This window comes from Mycobacterium sp. TKK-01-0059 (assembly GCF_000709305.1).
Taxonomy (GTDB): Bacteria; Actinomycetota; Actinomycetes; order Mycobacteriales; family Mycobacteriaceae; genus Mycobacterium; species Mycobacterium intracellulare.
The window spans coordinates 1,631,953-1,649,845 of record NZ_KL446993.1 but is presented as its reverse complement, the minus strand read 5'-3'; the positions used below and the strand labels follow the sequence as shown (position 1 = coordinate 1,649,845).

Here is a 17,893-nt window from a genome sequence, read left to right as displayed (position 1 = left end):
ACGCTCAGACGCCGGCGTTGACGCGCGCCGCGGCCGATTCCGGCATCGGCTCGTAGCGGGCGAACGACCGGGTGAACGAGGCGGCGCCGTGCGCCAGTGACCGCAGGTCAATGGCGTAGCGGGTCAGCTCCACCTGGGGCACCTCGGCCTTGACGACGGTGCGTTCGTTGCCCGCGGTGTCGGACCCGAGGACTCGGCCGCGCCGGCTGGACAGATCGCCCATCACCGCGCCGACGAAATCGTCGGGCACCAGCACCGAGATCTCGTCGATCGGCTCGAGCAGCGCCACCTTCGTCGCGGCCGCGGCCTCCCGCAGCGCCAGCGCGCCGGCCATCTGGAACGCGAAGTCCGACGAGTCGACGCTGTGCGCCTTGCCGTCGAGCAGCGTGACGCGGATGTCGACCACCGGGTAGCCCGCGTGCACGCCCTTCTCCATCTGGGCGCGCACACCCTTCTCGACGCTCGGAATGAACTGACGCGGCACCGCCCCGCCGACCACCTTGTCCACGAACTCGAAGCCCGAGCCCTCCGGCAGCGGCTCCACCTCGATGTCGCACACCGCGTACTGGCCGTGACCGCCGGACTGCTTGACGTGACGGCCATGGCCTTTCGCCTTGCCGCTGAAGGTTTCTCGCAGCGGGACGCGCAGCTCCACGGTGTCCACGGTGACGCCGTACCGGTTGGCCAGCGCGTCGAGCACCACCCCGGCGTGGGACTCACCCATGCACCACAGCACGACCTGGTGGGTTTCCTGGTTCTGCTCGATCCGCAGCGTCGGGTCCTCGGCGGCCAACCGGCCCAGCCCCACCGACAGCTTGTCCTCGTCGGTCTTGGCGTGGGCGGCGATCGCGACCGGCAGCAGGGGTTCGGGCATGGTCCAGGGCTTCAGCACCAGCGGCTCCGACTTGTCCGAGAGGGTGTCGCCGGTCTCGGCGCGGCTCAGCTTGCCGATCGCGCAGATGTCACCGGCCACCACGGCGGCGGCCGGTCGCTGCTGCTTGCCCAGCGGGAAGGACAGGACGCCGACACGCTCGTCCTCGTCGTGATCGGGGTGCGCATGCCCGTTTCCGTTAGCCGTGCCGAAGAACGACGCAAAATGGCCCGACACGTGAATCGTGGTGTCGGGCCTGATGGTCCCGGAGAACACCCGGACCAGGCTGACCCTGCCGACGTAAGGGTCCGACGTCGTCTTCACCACCTCCGCGAGCAACGGCGCGTCGGTGTCGCACGTCAGGCCGGCGCGCGGTGCCCCGACTTGCGTGAAGACCTCCGGCAGCGGGTGTTCCATCGGCGACGGGAATCCGCGGGTGGCGACCTCCAGTAACTCGTAGGTGCCCACGCCCGTGGTGCTGCAGACCGGGATCACCGGGAAGAACGACCCCCGGGCGACGGCCCGCTCCAGGTCGGCGATGAGGACGGCTTCGTCGATGGACTCACCGCCCAGGTACCGCTCCATCAGCGACTCGTCCTCGGACTCCTCGATGATCCCTTCGATCAGGGCCCCGCGCGCTTCCTCGATCCGCGCGGCGTCCGACGGGTCCGGCGCCTGCACGCTGCGCTTGCCGTCGGAGTACTCGTAGCGCGCCTGTGACAGCAGACCGATCAACCCGCGGCAGGAGGGCAGCCCGGTCGGCAGGTACAGCGGTAAGACCTTGTCGCCGAACGCATTCTGCGCCGCGGCCAGCGCCTCGGAATAATTCGCGCGGGTGTGGTCGAGCTTGGTGATCACCACGGCGCGGGGCATGCCGACCTGGTTGCACTCCTGCCACAGTGATTTGGTGGGCTCGTCGACGCCTTCGTTGGCCGCGATCACGAACAGCGCGCAATCGGCGGCCCGCAGCCCGGCCCGCAGCTCCCCGACGAAGTCGGCGTAGCCGGGCGTGTCGATCAGGTTGACCTTGACGCCGTCGTGCGACAGGGAGGCCACCGCGAGGCCCACCGATCGTTGTTGACGGATCTCGGCCTCGTCGTAGTCGCAGACCGTGCTGCCGTCCGCCACCGAGCCGCTTCGCGTCAGCACGCCGGCGGCGACCAACAGCGCTTCGACGAGCGTGGTCTTGCCGCCGCCGGACGGTCCCACCAGAACCACGTTGCGAATGTCGCCCGGACCGTTGGCGGTAGGAGCGTTTCCCGCGCCTTGGGAAGTAGTTGTCCTGTCTGCCATGACTTCCTCCAGGTTGCCGGGGCGCGCGGTCGCTGACCTAGCTAGCACCTATCTAGCTACCATTCACCCAACTCCCGTCGACCACAAGACCGTCGGGCCAGATCGAACGCGCGGCCGATCAGGGATGCCAGCTGGACCAGCGGTGCACGGCGACGGCGATGACCGGGCCGTCCAGCGAAACCGATTGATACTGAGGGTATTTGGCGCGCAGCAGCCGGCGCCCCGATTCCAGCGCCCGGCCGTCGTCGTGGATGGTGGCGACACCGTCGGCCCGCACCCACCACAGCCGCGCCCAGTCATCGGAGTAGTGGTCCACCAGCAGGCTCACCCGCGGGTTGGCCTCGATGTTGGCCAGTCGGCGCAGCCGCCGCGTCGTCTTCGGTTTCGCGTCGACGGCCGTGTACACCACGTCCCGGCCGCCCGGGTCGGCGGCGACCGCGAACACCACCGGCACCAGGTGCGGCGCTCCGCCGGGGGTGACGGTGGCCAACCGCGCGACCGGCGACTCGATGAATCGGGCCCGGGGGTCGAATTCGCCCACCGCGTCAGCTTAGGGGCGCGCCGTGCGTGACAGCAGGGCCGGCGCGAGCCTGGGACATGCCGTGCACAGCTACCTGCATTACGGTTATGTACACAAATTGTGCCGCCCAGAGCCTGAGGCCGGGACAGTTTGTTGGTTACGGCGAAGCAGGAGGGTGACACCGATGAGCAAATCGCACCACCGCTCGGTCTGGTCCAGGGTGGTCGGCGTGGTGGCCGTGGTCGCACTCGGCCTCGGTCTGGACGCCGGTATCGGCCTCGGAACGGCCACCGCGTCACCGCCCGCCCTGCCGCTGGACCCGTCGGCGATGGTCGGTCAGGTCGGGCCGCAGGTGGTCAACATCGACACCAAGTTCGGCTACAACAACGCCGTCGGTGCCGGCACCGGCATCGTGATCGACCCGAACGGTGTCGTGCTGACCAACAACCACGTGATCTCGGGGGCCACCGACATCAGCGCCTTCGCCGTCGGCAACGGGCAGACCTACGCCGTGGACGTGGTCGGCTACGACCGCACGCAAGACATCGCGGTGCTGCAGCTGCGCGGTGCCGCCGGGCTTCCCACCGCCGCGATCGGTGGCGAGGCCAGGGTGGGCGAGCCGATCGTCGCGCTGGGGAACGCCGGCGGCCAGGGCGGGACCCCCAGCGCGGTCACGGGCAAGGTCCTCGCGCTCAACCAGAGCGTCTCGGCGACCGACACCCTGACCGGCGCGCAGGAGAATCTGGGCGGCCTCATCCAGGCCGACGCGCCGATCAGGCCGGGCGACTCCGGTGGGCCCATGGTGAACAGCGCCGGGCAGGTGATCGGCGTGGACACCGCCGCCACCGACAGCTACAAGATGTCCGGCGGGCAGGGCTTCGCGATTCCGATCGGCCGCGCGATGGGTGTCGCCAACCAGATCAGGTCCGGCGCCGGCTCCAACACCGTGCACATCGGCCCCACCGCGTTCCTCGGCCTGGGCGTGATGGACAACAACGGCAACGGCGCGCGGGTGCAGCGGGTGGTCAACGGCGGGCCCGCCGGGGCGGCCGGGATCGCCGCGGGCGACGTCATCACCGGGGTCGACAACGTCGCGATCACCGGGGCGACGTCCATGACCGAGGTGCTCGTCCCCCACCACCCCGGGGACACGATCGCCGTCCATTACCGCTCCACCGACGGCGCCGACCGCACCGCGAACATCACACTGGCGGAGGGGCCGCCGGCCTGACACACCCGGCGACGACATCCGGCCGGAGGCCAATTCGTTTGCCCCCGGCCGTGTTTCGTCGCCCAGGAGTGGGCGTGATTCCGAATGTCGCGCCTCGGGTACCCGTGGCATCGTGGATTTGATGAACGACGCAAAAGAAGCTGTCGAGCACCATCCCGAAGGGGGCAGTCACGTCCAGGACGGCGTCGTCGAGCACCCCGACGCCGAGGACTTCAACAACGCCGCCGCGCTACCCACCGACCCGACCTGGTTCAAGCACGCCGTGTTCTACGAGGTGCTGGTGCGGGCGTTCTTCGACGCCAACGCCGACGGCGCCGGTGACCTGCGCGGACTGCTGGGGCAGCTGGACTACCTGCAATGGCTGGGCATCGACTGCATCTGGCTGCCCCCGTTCTACGACTCGCCCCTGCGCGACGGCGGCTATGACATCCGGGACTTCTACAAGGTGCTGCCCGAGTTCGGGACGGTCGAGGATTTCGTCGCGCTGCTCAACGCCGCGCACGAGCGGGGCATCCGCGTGATCACCGACCTGGTGATGAACCACACATCGGATTCGCATCCCTGGTTCCAGGAGTCGCGCCACGACCCCGACGGCCCGTACGGCGACTACTACGTGTGGAGCGACACGAGCGAGCGCTACACCGACGCCCGGATCATCTTCATCGACACCGAGGAGTCCAACTGGACCTTCGACCCGGTGCGCAAGCAGTTCTACTGGCACCGGTTCTTCTCGCACCAGCCGGACCTGAACTACGAAAACCCGGCCGTGCAGGAAGCCATGATCGACGTGCTGCGGTTCTGGCTCGGCCTGGGCATCGACGGGTTCCGGCTGGACGCGGTGCCCTACCTGTTCGAACGGGAGGGCACCAACTGCGAGAACCTGCCGGAGACGCACGCCTTCCTCAAACGCGTCCGCAAGGTCGTCGACGACGAATTCCCGGGTCGGGTGCTGCTGGCCGAGGCCAACCAGTGGCCGGCCGACGTCGTCGAGTACTTCGGCGACCCCAGCACCGGCGGCGACGAATGCCACATGGCGTTCCACTTCCCGCTGATGCCGCGCATCTTCATGGCGGTGCGCCGCGAGTCCCGGTTCCCGATCTCGGAGATCCTGGCCCAGACGCCCGAGATCCCCGACATGGCGCAGTGGGGGATCTTCCTGCGCAACCACGACGAGTTGACGCTGGAAATGGTCACCGACGAAGAGCGCGACTACATGTACTCGGAGTACGCCAAGGATCCGCGGATGAAGGCGAACGTCGGCATCCGCCGCCGCCTGGCCCCACTGCTGGACAACGACCGCAACCAGATCGAGCTGTTCACCGCGCTGCTGCTGTCGCTGCCCGGCTCGCCGGTCCTGTACTACGGTGACGAGATCGGCATGGGCGACGTGATCTGGCTGGGAGACCGCGACGGGGTGCGCACCCCGATGCAGTGGACACCGGACCGTAACGCCGGCTTCTCCAAGGCCAACCCCGGCCGGCTGTACCTGCCGCCCAGCCAGGACTCCGTGTACGGCTATCAGGCGGTCAACGTCGAAGCCCAGCGCGACACGTCCACGTCGCTGCTCAACTTCACCCGCACGATGTTGGCCGTGCGACGCCGCCACGAGGCCTTCGCCATCGGGAGTTTCGAGGAACTGGGCGGCTCGAACCCGTCGGTGCTGGCGTTCCTGCGGCAGGTGTCCGGCGACGGCGACACCGTGCTGTGCGTCAACAACCTGTCGCGGTTCCCGCAGCCGATCGAACTGAATCTGCAGCATTGGAGCGGATGCACGCCGGTCGAGCTGACCGGGCAGGTGGAGTTTCCGCGCATCGGTCACCTGCCCTACCTGCTGACACTGCCGGGACACGGGTTCTATTGGTTCCGGCTGAGCGGATGCGAGGAGGATGCATGACGATCACTCGCGGCGGCGTCAATCCAGGCAAGAAAGAGGAGCGACGCCCATGACTTCCCCGGAGAAATTGCCCTGGTCCGAGTGGCTTCCACAGCAGCGTTGGTACGCCGGGCGCAACCGTGAACTGTCCAGCGCCGAGCCGAGCGTCGTCGTGGCGCTGCGCGACGATCTCGACCTGGTGCTCGTCGACGCCTCCTACGCCGACGGTTCCCGGGACCGCTACCAGGTGATCGTGCGATGGGATTCCGCCCCGGTCGTCGAGTACAGCAGCGTCGCCACCATCGGCGCCGCCGACGACCGGACCGGCTTCGACGCGATGTACGACGCCGACGCGCCGCAGTTTTTGCTGTCGCTCATCGACTCGTCGGCCGCGCGCGGCGCGTCGGGCGTCGAGGTGAGATTCACCAAGGAGCCCGACGCCGAACTGCCGCTGGAGGCGATGGCGCACGTGTCCGACGCCGAGCAGTCCAACACGAGCGTCATCTTCGACCGCGACGCGATCTTCAAGGTGTTCCGCCGCGTCAGCGGGGGCATCAACCCCGACATCGAGCTCAACCGCGTGCTGGGCCGCGCGGGCAACCCGCACGTCGCCCGGCTGCTGGGCACCTACGAGATGACGGGTCCGGGCGACGAGACGTGGCCGCTGGGCATGGTGACCGAGTTCGCCGCCAACGCCGCGGAAGGCTGGGCGATGGCCAGCGCCAGCGTTCGCGACCTGTTCGCCGAGGCCGATCTGTACGCGTACGAGGTCGGCGGCGACTTCGCCGGCGAGTCCTTCCGCCTCGGCGAGGCCGTGGCGTCGGTGCACGCCACCCTGGCCGAGACCCTCGGCACCGCGCAGGCGGTCTTCCCGGTGGAGAACGTGCTGGCGCGGCTGTCGTCGACCGTGGCCCTGGTGCCCGAGCTCGAGGAGTTCGCCGCGACCATCGACGAGCGGTTCGGCAAACTGGTCGCCGAGACGATCACCGTGCAGCGCGTCCATGGCGATCTGCACCTGGGGCAGGTGCTGCGCACGCCGGAGAGCTGGTTGCTCATCGACTTCGAGGGTGAGCCGGGGCAGCCGCTCGAGGAACGCCGCGCGCCCGATTCGCCGCTGCGCGACGTGGCCGGCGTCCTGCGGTCATTCGAATACGCCGCCTACGGGCCACTGGTGGACCAGGCCGATGACAAGCAGTTGGCGGCCCGGGCCCGCGAGTGGGTCGAACGCAACCGCACCGCGTTCTGCGACGGCTACGCGGCCGCCTCCGGGATCGACCCCCGCGATTCGGCGCAGCTGCTGGCCGCCTACGAACTGGACAAGGCCGTCTACGAAGCCGGCTACGAGGCCCGGCACCGGCCCGGCTGGCTGCCGATCCCGTTGCGTTCCATCGCCCGCCTGACCGCCGTCTGAGCGGCGATCGCAAGCGCGGCGTAGCCGGGCGCAGTCACCCGTCGGCAAGCGGCGTGCGCTGCACGCGCCGCCGCCGTCTGGAACCATGTGCGTGTGCCGAACGAGATCAATAACAGTGAGTCGCGGTTGTCCTGGGTGCTGGCGGTGCTGGCGGGGATCCTGGGAGCGACCGCCTTCACCCATTCCGCCGGCTACTTCGTGACCTTCATGACCGGGAACGCCCAGCGGGCCATGCTCGGGTATTTCCGCGGCGACGTGTTGCTGTCGGTTACGGCGGGCGTGTTGATCGTTTGCTTCGTCTCCGGCGTGGTGATCGCCTCGGTGTGCCGGCGGCATTTCTGGGTGGCGCACCCGCATGGGCCGACGGTGCTGACGACGTTCAGCCTGCTGGCGGCCACCGTGGTGGACGTCATCGACGAGGGCTGGGAAGAGAATCTGCTCGATTTCGCGCCGATCATGTTGGTGGCCTTCGGCATTGGGGCCCTGAACACATCGTTCGTGAAGGACGGCGAGGTCTCGGTCTCGCTCAGCTACGTGACCGGGACGCTGGTCAAGATGGGCCAGGGCATCGAACGCCACCTCGCCGGTGGGACGGCGGCCGAATGGCTGGGTTATTTTCTGCTGTTCGCCAGCTTCGTGGTGGGCGCAACCGTGGGCGGGTTCATCAGCCTGTTCGTCAACGGGACGTGGATGCTGGTGGTGGCCACGGTCGTGTGCGCGCTGACCACCAGCTACACCTACTTCCACTCCGATCGGCGCGCCCTGCTCGACGCGGGTGAAAAAGAGCATCGGCAGTAGCGCTGACCGGTGCGCTACTGCCGATGCTGGCTTGCCGGGATTTAGGTCGCCGGCTGCGCGGGTTGCGTCGGCTGTGCCGGTTGCGCGGGTTGCGGGGTGGTGTTGCTGGCCAGCAGCACCTGCTGCATGTCGGGCTTCATGGCCATCAACTGCTGGTTCCAGTAGGGCCACGAGTGCGTCCCGTTGGCCGGGAAGTTGAACACCCCGTTGCGCCCGCCCGCGGCCGCATAGTTGTTCTGGAACTGCTCGTTGGTGCGCAGCGTCAGGCCCTCCAGGAACTTGGCCGGCATGTTGTCGCCGCCCAGGTCGCTGGGAGTGCCGTTACCGCAGTAGACCCAGATGCGGGTGTTGTTGGCGACCAGCCGCGGAATCTGGACCATCGGGTCGTTGCGCTTCCACGCCGGGTCGGTGGACGGGCCCCACATGCTGTTGGCGTTGTAGCCGCCCGCGTCGTTCATCGCCAGGCCGATCAGGGTGGGCCACCACCCCTCGGACGGGTTCAGGAAGCCCGACAGGGCGGCGGCGTAGGGGAACTGCTGCGGGTAGTACGCGGCCAGGATCAGCGCCGAGCCGCCCGACATCGACAGCCCCACCGCGGCGTTGCCCGCCGGGGAGATCTGCTTGTTCGCCTGCATCCACAGCGGCATTTCCTGGGTCAGGAAGGTCTCCCACTTGTAGGTGTAGTTCTGCCCGTTGCCCGACGACGGCTGGTACCAGTTGCTGTAGAAGCTGGACTGGCCGCCGACCGGCATGATGACCGACAGCCCGGACTGGTAGAACTCCTCGAAGGCGGGGGTGTTGATGTCCCAGCCGTTGTAGTCGTCCTGCGCGCGCAGGCCGTCCAGCAGGTACACGGCGTGCGCGCCGCCGGGCTGGAACTGGACCTTGATGTTGCGGCCCATCGACGGCGACGGAACCTCGAGGTATTCCACCGGGAGCCCCGGCTTGGAGAAGGCGCTCGCGGTGGGGAAGCCTCCGGTGGCGGCGACGAGACCGGACAGCAGGGAGGCCCCCACGGCAGCGATCGCCAGTCGGCGCGGCATGTTCGCCCCCGCGCCACGCAACTTTCGCACCTTTTCGATGAACGACATAGCTCTCTACCCATCCCAACTTTCATCTGCCGCACCATGCGGTGGAATCTGTTCTCGGGGAGTGAAACACAGGGCGAGCGCCGAATTCGGTTGTCGCGGCCGCAGCGACAGATCGCGGTTAGCTAACGATTGCGAGTCGGCCAGACATCATCACGTTCGGGTCACGATCGGCTCTCGGAACCGCGCCGCCCCTTGCGACGTGATGGCGGGCGCGCTAGCACCGCCGGTGGCGCTCTAGGCGACCAAGCGACGCAAAAGCGTTGACGCCGTGGTGATTCCGAGCACCGCCGCCACAACCAGCACGACGATGCCGACCGGGTTGAACGGGGTTCCGATCAGCAGCGCCCGCAGCGCGTCGACCTCGTAGCTGAGGGGATTGACCTTGCTCAGCGCGCGCAACCACGCCGGCATCACGTCGACCGGGTACAGCGCGTTGGAGGCGAAGAACAGCGGCATGGTGATCGCCTGTCCGATGCCCATCAGGCGATCGCGGTTGCGCACCAGGCCGGCCAGCGTCATCGACAGGCACGCGAAGAACGCGGCGCCGAGCATGACGACCCCCATCGCCGCCGCGATCCGCAGGGGATTGATCGTCAGGCCGACACCCATCAGGTACGCCAGCGCCATCACACCGACGACCTGGGCCACCGAACGCACCCCGGCCGCGAACGCCTTGCCGGTGATCAGTGCCGACGCCGGCGCCGGCGTGACCATGAGCTTGGCGAGTACGCCGGCGTCGCGATCCCAAATGATTTGTATCCCATAGAAAATGGAGATGAACAACGCCGACTGGGCGATGATCCCGGGGGCCAGGAAGGCCAGATACGACACCGATCCGGTCGCGATGACGTGTAGGTGGCTGAAGGTGGTACCGAAAATCAGCAGCCACAGCGCGGGCTGCACCATCCGGGTGACGAGTTCGGTCCGGTCGTGTTGCAGCTTCTGCAGTTCGACGATCGCGAATGCTCCGATGCGGCCGGTCAGCGCGCCGACCCGCTGCCATCCCCGCGGCGCGCGGAGCAGTGTCCCCGCCGCGGCGCCATCAACCGACACGGCGCGCCACCTTTCTGCTGGAACGGATTTCCCGGATGGAGCCGGGTTCCTCCGTCGACGCCGCCTCCTCGTCCAAACCCGTTGCCGCGTAATGGCGGAACACATCCTCGAGCGTGGCGCCCGGCGACCCGTTGGACAGCCGGGCCTTCAACGCGTCGGGTGCGCCGACGGCCCGCAACGCGCCGTGGTGCATGAGCGCCACCCGGTCGCACAGCGCGTCGGCCTCCTCCATGTAGTGCGTCGTCAGTAGCACCGTCATGCCGAACTGCGCCTGCATCTTTCGCACCTGCGACCACACGCCGTCGCGCGCGATGGGATCCAGCCCCACGGTCGGCTCGTCCAACACCAGCAGCGACGGACGGTTGACCAGCGCCTGCGCCACCTCGAGACGGCGGACCATGCCGCCGGAGTAGGCCGACGCCATCCGGTCGGCCACGCCCAGCAGGTCCATGGCGACCAGCGCCTGATCGACGCGATCGGAGCGCTCGGCGCGCGGCACACCGTACAACCGCGCGAACCACTCCACGTTCTGCCGGCCCGTCAGCGCGGGCTCGATCGAAAGCTGTTGCGGCACATAGCCGATGTTGCTTCTGATGTCGGTGGTTTGGCGGCGCGCGTCCATCCCGAAAATGTGGAGCGCGCCCTGCTGCACCGGGGCCAGCGTGGTCAGCATCCGGACCATGGTCGTCTTCCCGGCGCCGTTGGGGCCCAACAAGCCCATGGTTTCGCCGCGCCGGACCTGCAATGTCACGTCGTCGACGGCGGTGAACTGGCCGTAGCGGTAGGTCAGGTGCCGGGCGTCGATCGCCATCGGCAGCGCCGCGCTCATGATCTCCGCTCCTGAAGCATGCGGGTCATCGTGTCGAGGACCTCCAATCCCTTTGCCAAGGACTCGATTTCGTCGGCGTCGAGTTCGTCGAGCAGCTCGGACAGCAGGTCGCGCCGGGCGGCCCGGGACGCGTCGAGGATCTGCTGGGCGGGCTCGGCGAGCCGAAGCTGGCACACCCGGCGATCGGTGTCCCCGGCGGTGCGGAGCAGCAGCCCGTCGGAGACCAGCCTGGTGACCAGGGTCGAGGCGGTATTGGGCACCAGCCCGAGTTCGGCCGCGGCGGCGCTGACCGAGATTCCCGGCCGCCGGCCGACCAGCCACAGCAGTTCGGACTGCGATTCGGAGAGCCGCGACGAATCGAACGCCCGGCCGGCCGACCGGCGTAGCTGCCGCCGGAAGCGGCCGACCACGCCGAACAGGTCGGTTGCGACGTCGGTGCGTGTCTTCACTTCCGCCATGATACCTCTGTAGCCGAGCTATTTAGGTGGGGAAGCTCCGCGTACGGTAGGTACCCGCTACCTGGGCAGGCGATGCAGCGCGACGCCGGTCACGGCGCCGTCGTCGACGTCGGCGGTCATGTACGTGCAGAACGGCTGGCGGCGCCGATCCGTCGGCGACCCCGGATTGAGCAGGCGCAACCCGGTCTCGGTGGTGCTGTCCCAGGGGATGTGGCTGTGCCCGAACACCAGCACCTGGCTGTCCGGGTACAGCCGTGACATACGTGCGTCGCGGCCCGCCGCGGCGCCGGTCTCGTGGGTGACCGTGAACCGGACGCCCGCCAGGGTCACGTCCGCCCGCTCGGGGAGCCGGGACCGCAACGCCGGGCCGTCGTTGTTTCCCCAGCACCCGACCAGGCGTGTCGCGGCGCTTTCGAGGCGATCGAGGAACTCCGGCGAGATCCAGTCGCCGGCGTGGATGACGACGTCGGCCTGGGCGACCTCATCCCACACCTGCGCGGGCAGGTCGCGGGCGCGTTTGGGGATGTGGGTATCGGCGATCAGCAGCAGCCTCACCGACCCATTGTGGGCGAAATTCTGGGTAGTCCACGGCTGAAAGAGGAGGAATCACATGACACCGGGATTGAGCACCACGCTGCACACCTCGTTCGAGGACGCGGTGGAGCGCACCACGCAAGCGCTGGCCGACCAGGGTTTCGGCGTGCTGTCCACGATCGACGTCAAGGCCACGCTCAAGCAAAAGCTCGGCGAGGAGATGGAGGACTATCTCATCCTGGGCGCCTGCAACCCGGCGCTGGCGCACCGGGCGCTGAACGCTTACCGCCAAATCGGCCAATTGTTGCCGTGCAACGTCGTGGTGCGCTCCGACCCCGCCGGCGACGCGGTCTTGGTCGAGGCCATGGATCCCCAGCTCATGGTCAAGGTGACCGGCGAAGCCGGGGCGCTGCAGGACGTCGCGGACCAGGCCACCACCAGGCTGCAAGCGGCAATCGGCGCACTCGGGTAACGGTCAGCCGCGCTCGCTGCGGGCCTCGGCGCCCGATTCGCCGGCATCGAACGAGTCATCGGAACCCGCGGCGCCCACATACGAGCCGTCGTCCTCACCCGCGGCGGCGCGGGACCGAGCTTGGTGGGTGTCGGGTTCCACGTCTTCCTCGGCTTTGTGGCCCTTGCGGTCTGGCATGGCGGTTCCTTTCTGAAGCTCACGGCATCGAACACCTCGCGCGCCAACGTCCACCTCCCGAATTCCCCCGACGCCTCAGGCGAAACCGGGGCGGCGCGGCGTTCGGCGCCCGCGCGCTACCGCCCCAGGAAGTCGAGCAACGCGGCATTGAATTCGTCGGGATGGCTGATCTGGCAGCCGTGCGGGCCGTCGGCGATCACCCGCAGTTCGCTGCCCGGTATCGCTTGGTGCGTGCGCCGGCTGGACCCGTGCAGCGGCACGGATTCGTCGCCCTCGCCGTGGATGATCAGCGCCGGCACCGACACCTGAGCGAGGTCGTCCCGGAAATCGGTGTTGGCCCAGGCCGCCATGCACGCGAGCGAGGCCTCCTTGCTCGCCTGCCTGCAGAGCCCGAGCGCCTCGGCGCGCGTCGCGGCGCTGACGCGCAATTGCCCGTTGGCAGTGAAGAATTCGGTCATCTGTTGGTCGTAGAAGGCGTCTTGGTCCTTGACGAAGGCGGCGGTCGCGCGCGCCGCGTCCTGCATGGTGAGTGGGCCATCGGGATTGGCGGTGGTCTGCAACAGATACGGGGTCACCGAGGAGGCGAACACGACGCGGCGCACGCGGTCGGCGCCGTAGGTCGACAGGTAGCGGGCGATCTCGCCGCCGCCCATGGACGAGCCCACCAGGGTGAGGCCGCGCAGGTCGAGGGACTCGATCAGGGTGTGCAGATCACGGGTGAGGGTTTCATAGCTGTACCCGGTGAGCGGCTTGTCGCTGCGGCCGAAGCCACGCCGGTCGTACGTGATCACCCGATAGCCGGCGGCGCGCAGGACCGGTACCTGCGCCGACCACGCCTGTCCGGAGAGCGGCCAGGGGTGCATGAGCAGTACCGGTCGGCCCGTGCTGCCGGTGTCGTCGACGTGCAGGTGGGTGTCTTCGAAAACTCCATGATGCGCAATCACATCGGGCATGAAGCGGCCTTCCGTGAGATGGGGTTCGTCCGTCACCGGCTACTACCCGCGAGGGCCCGGTGCTAACCACGTGGCCCACCGTTATTGTTAGCAGCCGAAACCAAGGAGAACACCCAATGCGCACCTTCGAATCAGTCGCCGACCTCGCCGCTGCCGCGGGCGAGGAGCTGGGCCACAGTGACTGGGCCACCATCACCCAGGAAGACGTCAACCTGTTCGCCGACGCGACCGGCGATCACCAGTGGATCCACGTCGACCCGGAGCGGGCCGCGTCCGGGCCGTTCGGCACGACCATCGCCCACGGCTTCATGACCCTGGCGCTGTTGCCGCGACTGCAGCACCAGATCTACACCGTCAACGGCATCAAGCTCGCAATCAACTACGGCCTCAACAAGGTTCGCTTCCCCGCGCCGGTTCCGGTCGGGTCGCGGGTGCGCGCGCAGAGTTCGTTGGTCAGCGTCGACGACGTGGGCAACGGCGCCGTGCAGGCGACCATCTCGACCACCGTGGAGATCGAAGGGTCGGCCAAGCCGGCCTGCGTGGCCGAGAGCGTCGTTCGCTTCGTCGCCTGAAAACGCCGCGTCGAACGTCCCCTGAAAACGCCGCGTCGAACGTCGACTTGTTGCGGCGAAACGCGGCCACTTCGCGCAACAAGTCCACGTTCGGGTGTCGGGCGGCCGCGGATCAGTCCTCGCCGCGGGTGTCGATCACGCGCTGGGCGATGTCGATGAGCTTGGTCTGACTCTCCTGCGACAGCCGGCGCAGCAACTCGAAGGCACGCACGTCGTCCACGCCGTAGCGCTCCATGATGATGCCCTTGGCCTGCCCGATGCGGTCGCGCGACGACAGGGCCGATTGCATCTGCCGTCCGTGGCGCCCGGCCATGATCGCCGACGCGGCGTGCGCGGCGAACACGGTTCCGATGGTCTCGGCCTCGGTATCCCACACGTTGGGCCGGAAGCTGAACAGGTTCAGGGCGCCGGCGGTCCGCTCGGCGGTGTAGAGCTTGAACGACAGGCTGCTCAGCACCCCGTGTTCGACCGCCGCCGGCGCGTACTTGGGCCAGCGTGGTTCATCGCGCAGGTCGTCGCTGCGCACGATCGTTTCTTTCAGGGCGGCGTCGTGACAGGGGCCCTCACCGAAGTCATGCTGCAGCTTGTCGAGCTTCGCGACCAGGCTGTCGGTGTCGGCGACCGATTCGAACTCCCCACCCGCCTTGAGCAGCAGCACCCCCGCGATGTCCGCGGCCGGTATCAGCTCGACCGCGGCCGTGGTCACGTCGGCGAAGACGTCGTCCAGCGAGCGCGGGGTGGCGATCTCGCGGGCGAGCTCGGCAATGCGCACGGCCAACTCGTGCTTCGAGGCTGGGTCCAAAGACTCCATAGGGGCGCATTCTCCACGATGGATCCCCGACGCGTAACCCCGGCGATCAGCGGCCCCGGCCGGACGGCCTGACCGATCGGAAATCGCGATGCCCCGAGTTTGGCGTCATAGGCCCCGGGTATCCGGCGTCGACCAGCCCCATCTCGATCCCCCAGGGAGGCCCCAGTGTTTGTGCACAACAAAGATCTTCAATTCGAGGTACGGGTCGACCGGCCCGACCCTCGATTCGCGTCGCTGCTGATGGACCAGTTCGGCGGCGCCAACGGTGAACTCACCGCGGCACTGCAGTACTTCACCCAGGCTTTCGTGCTGCGGCAGAAGAACCCGAAAATGTATGACCTGTTCATGGATATCGCGACCGAGGAGCTCAGCCACCTCGAAATGGTCGGGTCGATGATCACCATGTTGCTCGACGGGCTCAACGACAACCTCAAGATCGCCAACGAGAAATGCGACTGGATGCCGGCGGTGGCGGCGAACGGCGGCGGCCGGGACGGCCTCATCCACTCGGTCGCGGTCAACCCGCTGTTCCTGGTGCTCAGCGGCGGCGGGCCGGACGTCAAGGACTCCGGCGGAAACAACTGGACCGGCGCCTACATCGACGCCAACGGCGACCCGACCGTCGATCTGCGCAACAACGTCGCGGCGGAATCGCGCGCCAAGATCGTCTACGAATACCTCAAGCAGTTCACCGACGACCCCGGCGTCCAGGACACGCTGACGTTCCTCATGACGCGCGAGGTCGCGCACTATCAGCAGTTCACGGCAGCGCTCAACGAGCTTCCGGTGAACTTCCCGCCGGGGCAGCTGCCCGGCGACCCGCGGTTCCAGAACGTGGCGTTCAACATGTCCAACGGGGGCGGCGAGTCCGTTCGCGGTCCGTGGAACCAAGGACAGGGCCCCTGGCCCGAGGGCACGGAATGGGAGTACGTGGAAAAGCCCGAGCAGCAGTGGCTGGGCGGCGCCACGCGCAAGAACACCGGCGCCAAGGAGAACCCGCAGGGCTCGCCGGCCGTCAACGCCGAGAAACCGTTCACGCACGAACAGCACGTTCCCACAGGCTAATTGGAGACGAGATGGCCGGGCGTCCGATCAAGACGCCCGGCCATCGTCGTTGCCGTGTCAGTGCATCTGCGGATCCGGCGGATTGTCCTTCCCGCGGCCGGTCACCGCGTCCCGGACGTGGTCGACGATCGCCGCGCCCATCCCCATCGTCTTGAGCACGGCCGGGTTGGGTGGGGTATCGGGGTGCGGCCGGGTCGGAGCGATCTTCTTTGCCGCTTCCAGCTTTTCGCCGATCTTCTCCAACTCCTCACGGCTGAGCACCGTTTCGACTTGGGGCCACACCTCATTCTGTTCGTAGGCGATGTGTTCGCGGCCCGCCTTGACGAACTCCTGCAGCGCCTCGTGGTAGTCCGGCTCACCGGGTTTACCGTCCTCGAGACGTTGCAGCAGCTTCTTTCCGGCCTGCTCCTGCTCGATCGCCTTGTCGACGAGTCCATCGCCGATCGCGTCGCGCACGGCCGGCCAAAAGAATTGTTCCTCAATCGCTTCGTGCTGGGATTCGGCGATGATGAGGTTGTTCACCATGGTTTCCAGGCCGCTCGCCTGCTCGCCGGGGCCCGACGGCGCGCCGTCGAGCGTCTCCAACAGACCGAGCACGCTCTTGTGGTCCTGACGGAGAAAAGTGATTGCGTCCATGCTTTGCCTTCCCATTGGGCTGTCCCTCGAAGTTGGGTGCGGATACCCGGGCCCGGGGCTTCGAAACAGCTTCGAAACGACTGCGCGCCGAAGGTCGCTCAGCGCAACTTCGGCAGGACATCGGTGCGGTAGAAGTCGATGGCGGTGATGGGGTCGTCTTGGGGAAAGTGCAGGAAGGGCACGGCCCCGGCGTCGAGCACCCGCTGCACGGCGCTGATGTGCGGGGCCGCGTCGGTGCCGACGGTCCAGCCGGCCAACACCTTGTCGACGGGGTTGGACTCGGCCGCGCGCTGGATCTCGACGGGATTGGGCTGGTCGACGGCGCCGGCCGTGAAACGCCACAGCGTAGCGGCGCGGGCCGCCTCGGCATTGCCGCCGACGACCGCGAACAGTTCGGCGCGTTTACCCAACGTGGCGACATCCCGCCCGGCGGCCTGCGCTCCGGAACCGAAGGCCGCCAACAGTTTTGGGTCCGTCACATCGTGGGCCTGGGTGATCCAGCCGTCCCCGTGCTGCCCGGCCAGTTTCGCGCTCTTCGGGCCGCCGGCCGCCACGAAGATCGGCGGCGGGGTGGCCGGCACGTCGTAAAGCTTCAACGAGTTCGTCTGAAAGTATCTCCCCGAGAAGGAGATTCGCGATCCGCTCCACAACCGGCGGATCAGGTCGATCGCTTCGACCAGCCGGTCATGGCGCTCCGCGTAGTCGCCGTAGGCGTTGGTGGTGGCCTGTTCGTTGAGCCGTTCACCGGTGCCGACGCCCAGGAACACCCTGCCCGGGTTGAGGATTGCCAGCGAGGCGAAGGCGTGGGCGACCGTGGCGGGGTGGTAGCGGTAGGTCGGGCAGGTCACCCCGGTGCCGAACGAGATCCGGCTGGTGGCGCTGCCGACCAGCGCCAGCGTGAGCCACGGGAACATCGAATGGCCCTGGTTGTCCTGCCAGGGCTGAATGTGGTCGCTGGCCCACACGTGGTGGAAGCCGGCCTCTTCGGCCGCCTGGGCCTGCGCCACCAGCCGGTCGGTGCGGAACTGCTCGTGGGACAGCACGAACCCCACGCCCCTGCCCGACGGCGGTGGCGGACCGGCGGACGTGGCGTGGTCGGTGCCCGGTGTCGTGCAGCCGTCCGACAGCCCGACGGACCCGAGCATGCCCGCGCCGACGGCCACCCGCCCGAACGCTCGCCGCGACATGCCGGTCACCCGGGTCGGCATACCCGCGCCGCATCACCTCAACACCCACTAGCGTGAC

At 68.0% G+C, this 17,893-nt stretch carries 19 protein-coding genes; 7 read left to right on the top strand and 12 right to left on the bottom strand.

Annotated features, from left to right (window positions below):
* Positions 1–4: 4 nt before the first annotated feature.
* Together K883_RS08110 and K883_RS08105 are read right to left on the bottom strand one after the other, a co-directional pair.
* A complete protein-coding gene (locus K883_RS08110) occupies positions 5–2,164 on the bottom strand; it encodes an elongation factor G-like protein EF-G2 (protein WP_036454180.1) in 2,160 nt (719 codons plus the stop codon).
* A 118-nt stretch (positions 2,165–2,282) separates the two neighbouring features.
* Positions 2,283–2,705 carry a TIGR03668 family PPOX class F420-dependent oxidoreductase gene (locus K883_RS08105; protein ID WP_020823877.1) on the bottom strand — a complete coding sequence of 141 codons (423 nt, stop codon included), beginning with the start codon at positions 2,703–2,705 and terminating at the stop codon, positions 2,283–2,285.
* Positions 2,706–2,868: 163 nt separating this feature from the next.
* On the opposite strand from K883_RS08105, the gene K883_RS08100 reads away from it, so the two are divergent.
* The 4 genes from K883_RS08100 to K883_RS08085 all read left to right on the top strand — a co-directional run bounded on the left by K883_RS08100 (position 2,869) and on the right by K883_RS08085 (position 7,997).
* The gene (locus K883_RS08100) at positions 2,869–3,915 is read left to right on the top strand and encodes a S1C family serine protease (protein ID WP_036454177.1); all 1,047 of its coding nucleotides are present in this window, start codon (positions 2,869–2,871) and stop codon (positions 3,913–3,915) included.
* A 121-nt stretch (positions 3,916–4,036) separates the two neighbouring features.
* Positions 4,037–5,809 (top strand): maltose alpha-D-glucosyltransferase, encoded by a 1,773-nt coding sequence (treS, locus tag K883_RS08095; protein ID WP_036455319.1) that lies wholly within the window; start codon positions 4,037–4,039, stop codon positions 5,807–5,809.
* A 49-nt stretch (positions 5,810–5,858) separates the two neighbouring features.
* Entirely contained in the window at positions 5,859–7,199 is a 1,341-nt protein-coding gene (locus K883_RS08090) for a maltokinase N-terminal cap-like domain-containing protein (RefSeq protein WP_020823874.1), read from the top strand.
* Positions 7,200–7,292: 93 nt separating this feature from the next.
* Positions 7,293–7,997, top strand: coding sequence for a YoaK family protein (locus K883_RS08085; RefSeq protein ID WP_036454174.1), 705 nt, complete (start codon positions 7,293–7,295; stop codon positions 7,995–7,997).
* 41 nt (positions 7,998–8,038) lie between these two features.
* Here K883_RS08085 and ag85C read toward each other — a convergent pair whose 3' ends face one another.
* From ag85C to K883_RS08060, 5 genes are all read right to left on the bottom strand, one after another.
* On the bottom strand, positions 8,039–9,088 hold the full coding sequence (ag85C, locus tag K883_RS08080) for a diacylglycerol acyltransferase/mycolyltransferase Ag85C (protein WP_036454172.1): 1,050 nt from the start codon (positions 9,086–9,088) through the stop codon (positions 8,039–8,041).
* A gap of 234 nt (positions 9,089–9,322) precedes the next feature.
* Complete coding sequence (locus tag K883_RS08075) at positions 9,323–10,141, bottom strand: ABC transporter permease (RefSeq protein ID WP_008262137.1); 819 nt, start codon at positions 10,139–10,141, stop codon at positions 9,323–9,325.
* Positions 10,131–10,970, bottom strand: a complete 840-nt coding sequence (locus K883_RS08070) for an ATP-binding cassette domain-containing protein (RefSeq protein WP_020823871.1) — start codon at positions 10,968–10,970, stop codon at positions 10,131–10,133. The genes K883_RS08075 and K883_RS08070 overlap by 11 nt, the downstream gene beginning before the upstream one ends.
* Positions 10,967–11,428, bottom strand: coding sequence for a MarR family winged helix-turn-helix transcriptional regulator (locus K883_RS08065; RefSeq protein ID WP_008262134.1), 462 nt, complete (start codon positions 11,426–11,428; stop codon positions 10,967–10,969). The genes K883_RS08070 and K883_RS08065 overlap by 4 nt, the downstream gene beginning before the upstream one ends.
* A gap of 57 nt (positions 11,429–11,485) precedes the next feature.
* Positions 11,486–11,983, bottom strand: a complete 498-nt coding sequence (locus K883_RS08060) for a metallophosphoesterase family protein (protein WP_020823870.1) — start codon at positions 11,981–11,983, stop codon at positions 11,486–11,488.
* A 55-nt stretch (positions 11,984–12,038) separates the two neighbouring features.
* On the opposite strand from K883_RS08060, the gene K883_RS08055 reads away from it, so the two are divergent.
* The gene (locus tag K883_RS08055; protein ID WP_020823869.1) at positions 12,039–12,434 is read left to right on the top strand and encodes a DUF302 domain-containing protein; all 396 of its coding nucleotides are present in this window, start codon (positions 12,039–12,041) and stop codon (positions 12,432–12,434) included.
* A gap of 3 nt (positions 12,435–12,437) precedes the next feature.
* Here K883_RS08055 and K883_RS27855 read toward each other — a convergent pair whose 3' ends face one another.
* Together K883_RS27855 and K883_RS08050 are read right to left on the bottom strand one after the other, a co-directional pair.
* Positions 12,438–12,611: a hypothetical protein gene (locus K883_RS27855; RefSeq protein WP_008262122.1), complete on the bottom strand. Its 174-nt coding sequence runs from the start codon at positions 12,609–12,611 to the stop codon at positions 12,438–12,440.
* Between the two features lie 116 nt (positions 12,612–12,727).
* The gene (locus K883_RS08050; RefSeq protein WP_036454170.1) at positions 12,728–13,564 is read right to left on the bottom strand and encodes an alpha/beta fold hydrolase; all 837 of its coding nucleotides are present in this window, start codon (positions 13,562–13,564) and stop codon (positions 12,728–12,730) included.
* Between the two features lie 116 nt (positions 13,565–13,680).
* Here K883_RS08050 and K883_RS08045 point away from each other — a divergent pair, with 116 nt between their 5' ends.
* Complete coding sequence (locus K883_RS08045) at positions 13,681–14,136, top strand: MaoC family dehydratase (RefSeq protein ID WP_008262120.1); 456 nt, start codon at positions 13,681–13,683, stop codon at positions 14,134–14,136.
* Positions 14,137–14,248: 112 nt separating this feature from the next.
* Here K883_RS08045 and K883_RS08040 read toward each other — a convergent pair whose 3' ends face one another.
* Complete coding sequence (locus K883_RS08040; protein WP_008262118.1) at positions 14,249–14,947, bottom strand: GAF and ANTAR domain-containing protein; 699 nt, start codon at positions 14,945–14,947, stop codon at positions 14,249–14,251.
* Positions 14,948–15,112: 165 nt separating this feature from the next.
* On the opposite strand from K883_RS08040, the gene K883_RS08035 reads away from it, so the two are divergent.
* On the top strand, positions 15,113–16,012 hold the full coding sequence (locus tag K883_RS08035; protein ID WP_008262116.1) for a manganese catalase family protein: 900 nt from the start codon (positions 15,113–15,115) through the stop codon (positions 16,010–16,012).
* Between the two features lie 57 nt (positions 16,013–16,069).
* On the opposite strand, the gene K883_RS08030 is transcribed toward K883_RS08035, so the two are convergent.
* Together K883_RS08030 and K883_RS08025 are read right to left on the bottom strand one after the other, a co-directional pair.
* Positions 16,070–16,648: a hemerythrin domain-containing protein gene (locus K883_RS08030; protein WP_008262113.1), complete on the bottom strand. Its 579-nt coding sequence runs from the start codon at positions 16,646–16,648 to the stop codon at positions 16,070–16,072.
* A gap of 98 nt (positions 16,649–16,746) precedes the next feature.
* Entirely contained in the window at positions 16,747–17,844 is a 1,098-nt protein-coding gene (locus tag K883_RS08025; protein WP_085976525.1) for a F420-dependent hydroxymycolic acid dehydrogenase, read from the bottom strand.
* Positions 17,845–17,893 lie beyond the last annotated feature (49 nt).

Excerpts from the sequence above, each read along its gene's own strand:
- K883_RS08110 (WP_036454180.1), bottom strand. The coding sequence starts at position 2,164 with ATGGCAGACAGGACAACTACTTCCCAAGGCGCGGGAAACGCTCCTACC.
- K883_RS08100 (WP_036454177.1), top strand. The coding sequence starts at position 2,869 with ATGAGCAAATCGCACCACCGCTCGGTCTGGTCCAGGGTGGTCGGCGTG.
- treS (WP_036455319.1), top strand. The coding sequence starts at position 4,037 with ATGAACGACGCAAAAGAAGCTGTCGAGCACCATCCCGAAGGGGGCAGT.
- K883_RS08090 (WP_020823874.1), top strand. The coding sequence starts at position 5,859 with ATGACTTCCCCGGAGAAATTGCCCTGGTCCGAGTGGCTTCCACAGCAG.
- ag85C (WP_036454172.1), bottom strand. The coding sequence starts at position 9,088 with ATGTCGTTCATCGAAAAGGTGCGAAAGTTGCGTGGCGCGGGGGCGAAC.
- K883_RS08070 (WP_020823871.1), bottom strand. The coding sequence starts at position 10,970 with ATGAGCGCGGCGCTGCCGATGGCGATCGACGCCCGGCACCTGACCTAC.
- K883_RS08065 (WP_008262134.1), bottom strand. The coding sequence starts at position 11,428 with ATGGCGGAAGTGAAGACACGCACCGACGTCGCAACCGACCTGTTCGGC.
- K883_RS08055 (WP_020823869.1), top strand. The coding sequence starts at position 12,039 with ATGACACCGGGATTGAGCACCACGCTGCACACCTCGTTCGAGGACGCG.
- K883_RS27855 (WP_008262122.1), bottom strand. The coding sequence starts at position 12,611 with ATGCCAGACCGCAAGGGCCACAAAGCCGAGGAAGACGTGGAACCCGAC.
- K883_RS08050 (WP_036454170.1), bottom strand. The coding sequence starts at position 13,564 with ATGCCCGATGTGATTGCGCATCATGGAGTTTTCGAAGACACCCACCTG.
- K883_RS08045 (WP_008262120.1), top strand. The coding sequence starts at position 13,681 with ATGCGCACCTTCGAATCAGTCGCCGACCTCGCCGCTGCCGCGGGCGAG.
- K883_RS08040 (WP_008262118.1), bottom strand. The coding sequence starts at position 14,947 with ATGGAGTCTTTGGACCCAGCCTCGAAGCACGAGTTGGCCGTGCGCATT.
- K883_RS08030 (WP_008262113.1), bottom strand. The coding sequence starts at position 16,648 with ATGGACGCAATCACTTTTCTCCGTCAGGACCACAAGAGCGTGCTCGGT.